The sequence below is a fragment of the Chitinophaga rupis genome (assembly GCF_900109685.1).
Taxonomy (GTDB): domain Bacteria; phylum Bacteroidota; class Bacteroidia; order Chitinophagales; family Chitinophagaceae; genus Chitinophaga; species Chitinophaga rupis.
The window spans coordinates 215,541-228,312 of the sequence record NZ_FOBB01000006.1; the positions used below are offsets into that span (position 1 = coordinate 215,541).

A 12,772-nucleotide genomic window follows, 5' to 3' on the forward strand; every position below is an offset into this window, starting at 1 on the left:
TTTATTTAAAGTTTAATCACGTAGTATAATATCCTGCGGCGATCCGGGGATGCCGTCTATTTTTTTAATGAGCTGCCCCAGCTTACCAGTGCTGATGTCCAGGTAATAAATGCTGCCCCCTTCTGCGCCCACTATCAGCAAGTTGCCGCCCTGCAATACTTTGAGCAGGGTGATCTTTTTACCGGCAGTGGTAGTTTGCAAGGGTTTAATGTCGTTGTTCAGCGGGTTATAACGGTAAATAATATCGTTGGCGCTGAAGAAGAACACCCCGATAGGCGATGACTGCCATTTGGTGCCTGCCGTTAACAGGCTGGTACCAGGGAAGGGCCTTTTATAAGTGGTATAAAAACGCTGGGTACTGTCTGTAAAATCCACCCTGAACTTTAATTCCAGCTTTTTACCCAGGCTGTCGCCAATGGCATACAGCTCATTATCGTTAAAGCGGTTCATGTAGATCATGTCCATCTTCACCTGTTTGGGATCAAATGCATCGCCCAGCACCGTGTAGTTCACATCATAAAAAGTATTGGCGTAAAAACGTACAAAGGCTTTCCGGTTCTTATCATACCCCACGCAATAATTACCTCCTCTGCCTGACAGCGCTGTTTCTGTGAAATTCTCCATCAGCTGCGGGTACAGGGAGTAGCTGCCGTTAACGGGCACACCCCAAAAGCCATAGTAGGGCCAGAAGGGCGCTGTTTCTGTAGCGCCTATATATAGCTTACCGTCTATGACAGCATTGGTAGTACCATTCACCATGTTCAGCAAATAATCTGCATGCGCATTGGCCGGGGCATCGAAAAAATTCTCCGGTATGTATTTATTCTTTTTTAAGCTGCTGGCGTCTATCTGCACACCGCCGTTCTGGTCCCCGTCATACGTGATCCAGTAGGCAGTAAGGGTGTTCAGGTAAAACATATTCTGTATAGGCACCAGCTGTTTGGCGGGGCCGGGCAGCGCCTCCTGGTTAATGGATTGGTAAATATCCGGCCGTACGGCGCCATCCGGCTTTACGAATGACAATACTGCCTGGTTATTGTTATTGCTTAATACCAGCAGGCCTTTGGTAAATTCTGTTTGCGCTATAATATCAAACTTGTAAAAGTATTTCATGCCGGTGCTGTTATCCGTTACAGCTAGCTGCGTAGGGTAACGTGCGGCCGGCAATCCAAATACAATGCGCAGCTCCCGGCCTTCATAGTCCTGTGTGCGGGCTTCTGCGGCTACATCTATTTTCCAGTAACAGCTGTAGTCATTTTTGCCGGAGGCCAGTGTTATCTTCGGAGTAATGATCAGGCTATCGCCGGTAATGGCGTTGTACACGGTATCCAGGTTACTGATCTGCGGATCCGGCAGCTCCACGTAATCATAATTGCCTTTATCGCGTGCGCAGGCTGCCAGTAACAGCAGCAGTACGGGTATATATAAAAGAGCGTGTTTCAATTTCTGCATGACGAATAATTTGTTTTACACAACAATGCGGTTGCCATCCTCATCCCGGAAATAATACCGGTTATCTGCCGGGTTCAGCTCCAGCAGATATTTTTTCTCCGGGTTGGTAATGCTGTAAAAAAAGTAGTTACCGTTGGTAGTGGGCGTTACAGTATAACCGGCATCCGGGTTGTTCTGCACCCATAACAGGGGATCACTCAGGAAGGCTCTAAAACGGCGGGTATAATACAGCACCCGTGGCGTTGTAGTAGCGTCACTGTTAGTAGCAGGTAGTTCCGTAGTGCCGGATACGCGGATGAACAGCTCATGCTTTACCCGGGAATACAGCCCCAGCTCACCTATCCACACATTCCACCACACGGGCTTTTCCAGCCGGTTAGAGAATATTACGCGCAGGCTGTCCCAGGGTGTATAATCCACTTTAAAATCCGATGTGGCCACCAGCATAAATTTGATGCGTACGGTTTTATTGGCCAGTTCCGGATCGGTATTCAGCAGTATAAGGGGTACGCGCGCGGTGCCTGAATCTGCCGGCATGGTATACCTATCTTCCAGCGGTTTATAATGCAGGCCGGCTACGGCGGTGGTGGCGCTGTCTACCACTGCTATCTTAAACTGCCGCGCTGTTTTTACACGGCTGCCGGATATACGTACGGGCAGGAACACCGTATCAGCAGCTTTTTCCGGGAACAGCGCAAAACTGTACACAATACTATCTGAACGTATCTGTTTGCTTGTATCTGTTATTAAGTTGAAGTACACGTTGTCGGTGGATTGATACCTGACCTCTTTCACCTTTTTACACGAATATAAAATACCGCATAAGAGTGCTATAGCTATGATATGCTTCATTCGTATCTGTTTATCTGTTACCGTATACAATTTCATCGTCCGGGAAGGGCAACACCATAATGGCGCTGCTGGCTGGCACCGTGCTGCCGTTCTGCCCTGTAATGGGCATGTTCAGGCGTTTGTACATATAAAAGATCTGACCTTCTCCGTACAGCTCCTTACGCGCTTCTTTTACCAGCTCCTGCAGGAACACGGTTTTGGAAGGATCATTGAGCGTAACACCTATGCCCCTGTTCAGGCGCACGGTATTAAAATAATCCCAGGCTTTGGCAGGATCCGTATCAAACGTACATTCTGCAGCTATGTAGTACATTTCGCTAAGACGCATGGCCGGAGCCATTTGCGGGTGCAGGTTGTTATCCGGATCGCGGGCATATTTTTCCAGGCGCAGGTAGTTGGTGGAGCTTACGGTTTGTTCGGACAGCCACTGTTTGTAACGGAAATCCTCCCCGCCTACCCCGCCGGTTTCATACAGGTTACGGCCTTCCGGTGTGGAGATATACAGGCCCCTGTCCGAATTACGAAACAGGCGCCGCAGCTCTTCTGTGGTATTGGGTATGTAAAAAGCAAACAGCAGCTCTTTGTATAATACCCGGTCTTTTTTGGTATCATCCGGGTTCAGGAAATCGGCCTGACGGGTCCAGGGAAATTTATGGGCGTTGATCACTTCCAGCGCATTGTTGAGCGCATTGGCCTTATCACCTTTATACAGGTACACCCGCGCCAGCTGGCCGCATACGGCGTAATAGTTCAGGCGGTGACGGCGCTCCTGCACAAAAAGATCACCATTCTGTTCTGTAGATGAATCCGGGATAGGATAACCTACTTTATAACCGGCTGATACAATAGGATCGGCTGTGGACAGCAGGGTTTTGGCAGCCTGCAGGTCTTTCAGCATCAGGTCCAGGGCTTCACCGGTCTTATACATTTTAGGCACATCCTTACTAAAGGCGGTTACATAGGGAATGCCTTTACCACCGGCATCAACGGCAGCGAATAAACGCAGCACATCAAAATGGCAGTAAGCGCGCATGGCCAGCGCCTCCCCTTTTACCAGCGCATAGTTCACCGGTGTAAGAATTGCCTGCCGCTTATCTACTTTTTCCAGGATAAGATTGGCATTAGCAATTACATTGTACAATCCACGCCAGGCGCTGTCTTTACGGCTAATGAAATCAGCGTCCTTATAATTATAGAGCGCTGTTTCTTTATAATGTACCGGGTCGTCGGACGCAATGGTATAGTTCTGCGCCAGCACATCCGGGAAACCGCCCAGCAGCTCTTTGCCATACAGGTCTTTTTGTGCGCAGCGGCTGTATAAACCATTGATGGCTTCTTTAAAACCATCTTCCGTGCTAAAAAGGTCATCCTGCGATACCTGCGACTGTGGCTGCACATCCAGCCACTTTTTGCAGGATCCGAAGACGGTTATTATTATAATTAAGAGGAAATATCTTTTCATCCGTAAATAATTTTTTAGAACCTGGTTGATAATGAAAAAGTGAAGCTCCTGGCAAAGGGATACTCAATACCTCTTTCCAGCTTTACGGTGGACCAGTAAAAGAGATCGTTCATGGTAAGCGCAAAGCGCAGGTTCTTCATCTTTAACTGCTTGTACAGGGCCGCTGGCGCATCGTAGCTCAGGTATACGGATTTCAGCTCCAGCCGGTCTTCCCGCTGCACAAAGCGCGATGAGGTGCGGGTAAGGCTTTTATCTGTAATGTCCTTATACAGGGCATGGTCGCCGGGTTGCTTCCAGCGCAGGCCCAGCGCGCGGCTATCCACGTTATACCATGGGTTGGCGTTTTCAATACGGTCTACCAGGGTTTGGTTATAAATATCGCCGCCTACTTTTCCATAAAAATTCAGCTGCAGCATCAGGCTTTTATAAATAAGGCTGCCGCCAAAATAACCGTCTACATCCGGCGTTTGATCGCCTACAGGCACCGTGTTCTTCACCTTATAATCATAGGTGCGGGTACCATCCTGGTTCAGGTATATTTCTTTCCCGTTCTCCGGGTCTATGCCCAGAGAGCGTACGGCATAAATGGTGTTGAGCGACTGCCCTTCCTTGTAACGCAGCAGGGGCGCGGTGGCCAGGTCTGCCTTGGCATCCTGCTGTTTATCTACCTGGTCGTTGTAGCTTTTAAGCGCATCGGAGATTTTAGTGATCACATTGGTGTTGTGCACCAGGTTTATATTAATGTTGGCCGACCAGTTACGGGTGCGCCATACATTGGCGCGCATGTACACCTCATAGCCTTTGTTCACCATCTCGCCCAGGTTGGCTTTGTATTTATCAAAACCCGTGGAGGTGGGTACATTAATGTCTGCAAGCAGATCGCGGGTAAGCTTGTAGTAATAACGCGGCGAAATGTACACGCGGTCATTAAACAAGCCCAGCTCCATGCTTACATCATAGTTATTGGTGCGCTGCCATTTCAGCTGTGGATTGCCATAGGCGGTAAACACGGCGCCTACGCCGGTAGAGTACCAGCTGCCGGTGTAATACTGGTAAGTGGTATTGGATAAATAGGCCGGGAACGACACACTGCCTGTTAAACCGGTAGTAGCTTTTAAACGCAGCTGGCTGATGGCGGTATGCTGCAGGAACTTTTCCTTATGCAGGTTCCAGCCAATGCCATAGGACCAGAAAGGGGCCATGCGGGAACCCGTACCAAACTTGGACGAGCCATCTACCCGCACGGTACCATCCATTAAGAAACGGTTCTGATAAGAATAGTTAAAGGACAAAAACCCACCAATGAGGCGCTGCTCCTCAATATCGCCGGCAGGCGCCGTATTATCTTCATACTTACGGGCAAAGGTGATATTGGTGAACCGGTCATTGGTAAAGCCTATAGCGGAAAAACTTTTAATGTCTGTTTTTGTGGCCTGCACATTCATGCCTAATGAAAAGTTCAGGAAGTGCGTGTTTTGCAGGGCCTTGTTATAGGTGATGGTGGCATAACCATCCACCTGCATATCATCCTGGCTGGTATAGGTGTACTTGCCACGGTCTTTCAGCGCGTCGCCACTGTAAAAATAGTAGTAGTTGCTGAGCGGCGATGCAAAAACATCCTCCGTGGTTTTACGTTTGGTAAGGCTTACGGTTGCATTGAACCGTAACGCATCAGTAGGTGTGTATTGTGTAGAAAAAGCGTCAATAAATTCCAGGTAAGATGATTTGTTAAAACTGCCGGTGGTAGCATTGTATAAAGGATTCAGTACGGTGGCGGTAAGCCCTGCATCCTCTCCCTTGTCATTCAAACCGCGGTAATTCCATTTATCTATTTCGCGGATCAAACGCCCGGCGGAATCGCGCATGGGATAATAAGGGTTCATATTCACATACTGGTCAAAATTACCGTATGGTGATGCCTTGGCGCTTACCTGCGACAGTGTGAACTGGTTACGGAACAGCAGCTTCTGGCTCCTAGGCTGGTAAGACAGCGTGTTGCTTAAGCTGTAACGATCGCGCCCGGAGCCTTTCATAACACCGTTATTGGTCTGGTAACGTGCATCAATACCATAACGGATGGTAGACGAGCCGCCCTGTAATGACACGGAATGCTTATGGCCAAAGTCTGTAGCCACCGGCTGCGACAGCCAATAGGTATTAATGCCGCTGAGCACATTTTTCTTTTTGGCGTAATACAGCTTCTCCAGATCGTCGGCACTGCTCACTCCATTGCTGGTATATAAACCGGCCAGCCTTTCATACTCCAGCTTCTGTGTGGCATCTAATACGTTATAGGCAGTAAGGTCCGGTGTAGTTACGTTCAGCTCATAATTATAATACAGCTCCAGCTCTCCTTCTTTTGGTGCGCGGGTTTGTATCACCACTACCCCATTGGATGCACGCGAGCCGTAAATAGCGGTAGCAGCGGCATCTTTCAGCAGGGTTACCATTTCCACCCGGTTAAAGTCCAGGTCAAAAATTGTTTCTATGCTTACCTGGTAACCATCCAGTATAAATAATGGCAGGTTGGTTACATTGGCCAGCTGCGTTCTGCTTAGCTGGCTGGCATCGCCGGTAGGTATGGCGGTGGCGCCGCGCACATTTACATTGGGCAGCTGGTTAGGATTAGCGCCTGCAATATTATTCTCCACCAAACGGAAAGAGGGATCAGAGGCCTGTATGCTTTGCAGAATGTTCTGCGGGTTAAAACGTTTCAGCTCCTCGCCGGTAATAGTAATGGCGGAGCCGGTATAGCTTTCTTTCTTCAGCTGCTGATAACCATTCACCACAAAGTCTTTCATTGACTGTACTTCTGTAAGCAGCTTTACATCAATACCGGCACGGTTGCCTATTTTCACCTCCTGCGTTTTATAACCAATGTAACTGAATACCAGCGTGCCATTGGGCGGTACGTTATTCAGGCGGTACTTACCATTTTCATTGGTTTTTACGCCATTGGTGGTACCTTTTACCACCACGGTTACACCAGGCAGCGGCACACCCGATTCCTCTGTTACCTGTCCGCTTACAGCAAACTGCTGCAGCTCACCGGAAGGCGCAGCGGTTGAAGTAGCACCTATCACCACTGCGCTCACGGGCTCCATATTAAGGTCAGAAGGGGTAATGGGATGATCGGCTGGTTTTGTACCGGACTTCTTGTAAAGAATGTACTGGTCCTGCCCTACCTGCTCTGCTTCCAGGCCTAAAGGCGACAGGAATTTGTTGAGATAATCAATCAGTTTGGTAGCGGGATCTTTGGCCGGTGGCGCATCTGCATAAATACCTTTTACCGTGTTGCCAACATAGTTAATGCGTATGTTGTAACGGCGCTCCATATGAGCCAGGTGATCTTTGAGCGGCTCCTGCTCCTGTGTGTTGTTTTGTACGTAATAAACAGATCTATCAATGGCCGGGCCCTGTGCTTTACCAATGGCAGTAAGGCTGCCCAATTGGATCAAAAGAGCCAAGGCAAGGCCTCCACCGGTATACCCGGCGTGAATTTTCACCATAGCATTAGATTAAGGTTGGTTATATGTATTTACGAAACACTGTTACTGTATTGCTTTTATTCCCCCTGTGTTTTACTTATCCTGTATGTGTTAGCTCCTGTCTTTTCGGTATGTACATTAAACGATCTTCCCAGTGTTATAAAAAACACATTGATATTATCCCTCGGTATAGTGCCTGTAAAGGTTTGGGCGCCCAGGCTGTCATCTTCCAGCACAATGGTAAGACCCAGGTTATCCTGCAATGAGCGTATCACCTCTGCTACCGGCGTTTCATTGAACAGCAGGGCCGGTGTGCTCCAGGATGCATACTGTTCCGGGTTCACACGCTGGTTGCTTAGCTCCGCGGTGGCGGCGGAATAGGTAACCATATCTCCGGGCTTCATGGTAATAGGCGCGGTGGCTTTTTTGGCAGATGTGGTATTGTTCAGTGTGAGCTTTACCACCCCGTTGCGCAGCACCACTTGGGTTTTTACCCGGCGGGTGTTCACATTAAATTCTGTACCTACCACCTGAATGTCTACATCGTTGGTATGTACAACAAACCGCTGGTTATTGTAGGTATGCTGCACCGTAAAAAATGCTTCGCCCTTCAGCCATACTTCACGGGGCCCGGTACCGGCCCATTTTTTAGAAAAAGATAACGTGGAATTTACATTCAGCTTTACTACCGAATGGTCAGGCAGTTCAATGGTTTTCATTTCTCCCATTACCGTGGCGTATTGCACGGTTTTATTGAGGGAAAAGAAAATAACTGCACAGGCAACCAGCATCCCTGCCAGCAGGGCAGCGGCCGCATAAGGCCACCACCGGCGTTTTTTGTGCAGCGCTACCAGCTTAGCGCCGGTAACTGTATGTTGGTTTGCGATGGAAATACTTTGTAATACTTTTTCCCAGGTCTGCTCCTCATCCTGCGGGGCCGGTGCATGTGCGGGGCCGCCGCCTATCAGCAGCAGCAGCTCGCGGGCCTGGTTTACAGCCGGCTGTTTGTCAGGGTTTTCCTGCAGCCATTGCTCCCAGAACCGTGTAGCTTCCGGCTCCTGTTCCAGCACCCAGTTGCGGAAAACAGGATGTTGTAAAAAATCCTCCGTCTTAAAGTCCCTGAATGTCATTATTGGTTCTTAATAAGGTAAAGCAGTGAATGGTGAAAATCTTAGCGTGTTTTGGAAAGTTTTTTTAAAAAAAGTTTTTGCCCCTCAAAAATGACTATAAAACTGTTGGTGCTCAAGCACTATTAATAATAGCGGCAGCAGCTGATCACTATTCTTCTTCAGGTAATTCAATGCTTTGGAGAGCAGCACATAGGTTGAGTTCACGCTCAGCGACATAATGGCTGCTGTTTGCTGTGTATCCAGCCCTTCGTAAAAGCGCAGGTACAGGATCTCCCGCTGGCGGCGGGGCAGGCTGCTCATCACCTTTTCGAGCTTTTGGGTACGCTCTGCGCTGGCCTGCTCCTTGATCAGGTCCTCTTCGCGGGAGTGCGTGAACGGCTCTTCCGTATGTTCAAACAGGCGGCTGAACACGCCCTGCTGCTGGCGGCCGATCTTCCTTTTCAGGCTGGCCAGCAGGTAAAATTTAATGGAATCTGTTACGGATAAACGTTCCCGGCTCAGCCAGATGCCGGCGAACAGGTCATGAATGCAATCCTTTACCAGGTTGCCGTCTGCATGCAGCTTCATGCCATAGCGGTAAAGGGAATGAAAATGTGTGCTGTAAATGAAAGCCAGCGCATCCTGGTCGCCTTCCATTACCTTACTCCAAAGCGCGCTATCATTCAGGCTGCCGTACAAGCTATTTAAGATTTGGTTTATTACGGTTCGGGTGTACTGGTGGTGTATTGTACCCGCTAAAGATATGAACCGGAATAATAAGATGCAACCTACTTTATCTTCACCGGCGTAACTCCTTCTTTGGTGATCTTTACGGGAACGATCAGGCCATCTTTATCAAAATGCATTTCATCAATACAAACCACGCGGTTATTAGCGGCGGTTTCAGTTAAAGGCCGGCGGTGGTATACAATATACCATTGATCGGTGCCGGGTAGCTGTATTACGGAGTGGTGGCCGGCGCCGGTAGCTACAGCTGTATCCTGCTGTAATATTTTCCCGATGCGCTTAAAAGGCCCGGCAGGGGAATCGGCTATGGCATAGGCTACGGAATAATCCGGGCCGCCCCAGCCCCCTTCAGACCACATAAAATAATATTTGCCATTGCGGATGAACATAAACGGCCCTTCCACATATCCTTTGGGCGTGATCTCTTTAAACGTAGCGCCGTCTGCAAAAGGCTCAAAGCCGGTAAAATCGGCTTTCAGGCGGGCAATATTACAATGCCGCCAGCCGCCGTAGATCATATAATAACGGCCATCCTTGTCATGGAACACAAACTGGTCTATAGGCTGGGCTCCGTTATGGAATTTATCGATCAGCGGTTTGCCCAGGTAATCCTTATAGGGACCGCCCGGCTGGCTGGCTACGGCTACGCCTATGCCGCCCTTTTCCTGGTTGTTCTGAATATCGTTGGCTGCAAAGAAGAAATAGTATTTGCCTTGTTTTTCTACAATAGCCGGGGCCCACATGGCACGTTTGGCCCATTTAATAGCGCTGCTGTCCAGGATATGCGGGTGTTTTACCCAGCGGCTCATATCCGTTGAGGAAAAGGCGTCAAAGAACACCTGGTTCTCATATTTGTCGGAATAGGTAGGGAAGATCCAATAGGTTTTACCAAAAATAGCCGCTTCAGGATCAGCGTACCAGCCGCTGATCACGGGGTTCCCCACTTTTTTCTGCTGTGCAACGGCTGTGGATAAGGAGATTACAGCAACCAGGCATACCGCGACCAAAAATACCAGTGTCTTTCTCATAGCTATTACTAATACGTTTAAGTAGTGCGCCAAGATAAAAGGGAATTACGAATTATTCAATTACGAATTACGAATGGAGCACCTCAAATAAGGCTGATTCCTTACATAAAAGATAATTAATTATAAGAATCTGGAATTTAAGGATTAAGAATTACGAATGGAGGCCGAAGGCTTAACGCTAATACCGGGCATTGGAAATTTTTCATACACAAGCACTAGTGCTTCATCGTTCAACCCAATTCGTAATTCGTAATTGAATAATTCGTAATTCATAATTACTCCGTCACTTCTCCGCTCACCATTAACCGGATCTTTTCTTCTTCCAGGTCCAGCAGGCCAATGTATTTGCGGATCAGGTCTTCGTCTATCTCCTGTTTTTTATTCAGCTTTTGCAGGAGCTCACGCTGCTCTTTGATCACAGCGCCTACCGCGGCGCGGTAATGCCTGCTGGTAGTTTCAGCTGCCAGCTGCGTATTTTCCGCTGCCTCATCCTGCAGGCGTTCCAGCAGGTGAATGTCGCTTTCATAGCGCACCTTTAAGCTTTGCAATTGTTCATTGGCGGCTATTTTCTCCAGGTACTGCTCATTTAATACACGCAACCCTGTATGCGCCAGCTTGTGGCGCACCACTTTTTCCTGCTCTGCATAAGGCATGGGATAATCATTGTCCTCCAGCTTTAACCAGCGCACCACCAGGGGTAAGGTTAGTCCCTGGAATACCAGCGTGACCAGGATCACGGTAAATGTGATGAATAGAATAAGGTTACGCTGCGGGAAAGGCGTACCATTTGATAAGGTGATGGGAATAGACAATGCCGCCGCCAGCGACACTACCCCACGCATACCGGCCCAGCCAAGGGCCAGCGGCGCACGCCAGCCGGGCCGGCTATCTGCCGTAGTAATAAATTTGCTTGCAAAAACGGTGAAGGCCGATGCACCCAGTGTACATAAAAGCCTTCCCACGATCAATACCAGGGAGATGATCAACCCATAACGGATAGCAGCGCCCATACTTACTGTACCCATTTGCTGTACAATAAACGGCAGCTCCAGCCCTATCAGCATAAACACAATACCATTTAATGCAAAACCAATGGTGGCCCACACATTCTCTCCCTTGAAGCGGCTGCCAGGGCTCAGGATCACGTTACTGCGGGTAGAGAGGAACAAGCCGCCGCTTACCACTGCCAGCACACCGGAAAAGTGAAACTCTTCCGCTACTATGTACATTACATATGGCGCAATAAAGGTGAGCACAATATCAATATTGGTAGTGGTGGGCAGCCAGCGGTGAATGGCGTAAAACACCAGGGCCACGGCCAGTCCTATGAGGATACCCATAATGATCACCACAAAAAAACTCACAACAGCCTCATGGAAAACGAATTTGCCGGAATCAATGGCGCTGTATGCAAAACGGAAAACAATTAAGCTGGAAGCATCATTCAGCAGGCTTTCCCCTTCCACTATTGTTACCAGCCGTTTAGGCACTTTAATGCTTTTTAAGATAGAGGTGGCCGACACTGCATCCGGCGGCGAAATAATACCACCCAGCAAAAAGCCCAGCGGCAGCGTAAATGCCGGGATCAGGTTTGAGGATATAACGGCAATTACGCAGGAAGTAAGTATTACAATAAGAAATGCAAAACTGGCAATTACCCGCCGGAACTTCCAGAAATCCTTCCAGGAAGTTTGCCAGGCAGCTTCAAATAACAGCGGTGGTAAAAAGATCACGAAAATGAGCTCCGGGTTGATCTCAATTTGCGGCAGGCGCGGAATAAAGCTCAGGCACAAACCGCCCAGCACCAGCACAATCGGGTAAGAGATCTTTAAACGATGTGCCAGCATAACAAGGAACAGGATCGCCAGCAGCAGGAAAATGTAAAGGCTAAAGGTATTATGCATAATTATGTATAAGTCAATTCTGCGTTGGCCCTAAAATAATACAATTATCCTAATGCGCCAGCAGCCTTTATGGGCGCTCCAGCACACAACCCCGCAGCATATCTTTTTTTACAAAGGTGGCTGTTTCCGTAAAGCCTGCATCCTGCCACAGGTATTTGAACTGGGGATTGGCGTACAATATTTTCATGGGGCGCGGATGTTGCTCCAGGCTTTGTAATACTTTGGCGATAAAAGTTTCCATTACGGTGCCGTCAAAAGGGTTAAATAAAAAAATAACGCCTACGCGGGGTGGAATGTCGTAATAGCGGGCATCTATCCATTCAATGGTAATATGTGTGCCGGGGTGGCGGTCCTCTACTTTTTCTGCATTATCTGCCGCTTCCTCACAAAGCGCTTCGGAAAAATCTATTCCAATCATATCCTTAAACCCATATCCCGCGCCAATGGCCAGCACGCGGCCACGGCCACAGCCTACATCCAGCAGGGTGGTTTGCTTATCCTCCGGTGTTAGCTGATCAAATAAGGTGGTAGCGCTATAATAATTTACCGGCTCATAAAAGGAAAAGTGCTTACGTTCCTGTTCCGGCAAGTGCTCCGGCAAATGGTGAAGGCCAATAGTACGCACGCCAAACCGCCGCTCACCGCGGATCTCATGCTCAATAATAAAAATAGCTACATCCAGGCCCCAATACCATGCTAGGTAAAAAAAATACAGTACGTACCGCATGTG

9 protein-coding genes are annotated in these 12,772 nt (G+C 48.6%); all 9 read right to left on the reverse strand.

Going from position 1 to position 12,772, the window contains the following annotated elements; translation table 11 throughout:
• Nucleotides 1-12: 12 nt before the first annotated feature.
• The 9 genes from BMZ54_RS22135 to BMZ54_RS22175 all read right to left on the reverse strand — a co-directional run bounded on the left by BMZ54_RS22135 (nucleotide 13) and on the right by BMZ54_RS22175 (nucleotide 12,769).
• Nucleotides 13-1,452, reverse strand: a complete 1,440-nt coding sequence (locus tag BMZ54_RS22135) for a PKD-like family lipoprotein (protein WP_089917490.1) — start codon at nucleotides 1,450-1,452, stop codon at nucleotides 13-15.
• Between the two features lie 15 nt (nucleotides 1,453-1,467).
• A complete protein-coding gene (locus BMZ54_RS22140) occupies nucleotides 1,468-2,304 on the reverse strand; it encodes a DUF4843 domain-containing protein (protein ID WP_162277644.1) in 837 nt (278 codons plus the stop codon).
• A gap of 10 nt (nucleotides 2,305-2,314) precedes the next feature.
• Entirely contained in the window at nucleotides 2,315-3,766 is a 1,452-nt protein-coding gene (locus BMZ54_RS22145; RefSeq protein WP_089917495.1) for a RagB/SusD family nutrient uptake outer membrane protein, read from the reverse strand.
• Nucleotides 3,767-3,780: 14 nt separating this feature from the next.
• Nucleotides 3,781-7,275 (reverse strand): SusC/RagA family TonB-linked outer membrane protein, encoded by a 3,495-nt coding sequence (locus tag BMZ54_RS22150; protein ID WP_089917498.1) that lies wholly within the window; start codon nucleotides 7,273-7,275, stop codon nucleotides 3,781-3,783.
• Between the two features lie 56 nt (nucleotides 7,276-7,331).
• The gene (locus BMZ54_RS22155; protein WP_089917501.1) at nucleotides 7,332-8,384 is read right to left on the reverse strand and encodes a FecR family protein; all 1,053 of its coding nucleotides are present in this window, start codon (nucleotides 8,382-8,384) and stop codon (nucleotides 7,332-7,334) included.
• An 84-nt stretch (nucleotides 8,385-8,468) separates the two neighbouring features.
• A complete protein-coding gene (locus BMZ54_RS22160) occupies nucleotides 8,469-9,062 on the reverse strand; it encodes an RNA polymerase sigma factor (RefSeq protein ID WP_089917503.1) in 594 nt (197 codons plus the stop codon).
• A gap of 89 nt (nucleotides 9,063-9,151) precedes the next feature.
• The gene (locus BMZ54_RS22165; protein ID WP_089917505.1) at nucleotides 9,152-10,138 is read right to left on the reverse strand and encodes a glycoside hydrolase family 43 protein; all 987 of its coding nucleotides are present in this window, start codon (nucleotides 10,136-10,138) and stop codon (nucleotides 9,152-9,154) included.
• A gap of 275 nt (nucleotides 10,139-10,413) precedes the next feature.
• Nucleotides 10,414-12,042, reverse strand: a complete 1,629-nt coding sequence (locus BMZ54_RS22170; protein WP_089917508.1) for a Na+/H+ antiporter — start codon at nucleotides 12,040-12,042, stop codon at nucleotides 10,414-10,416.
• A 67-nt stretch (nucleotides 12,043-12,109) separates the two neighbouring features.
• On the reverse strand, nucleotides 12,110-12,769 hold the full coding sequence (locus BMZ54_RS22175) for a class I SAM-dependent methyltransferase (RefSeq protein ID WP_089917509.1): 660 nt from the start codon (nucleotides 12,767-12,769) through the stop codon (nucleotides 12,110-12,112).
• Nucleotides 12,770-12,772: the final 3 nt, after the last annotated feature.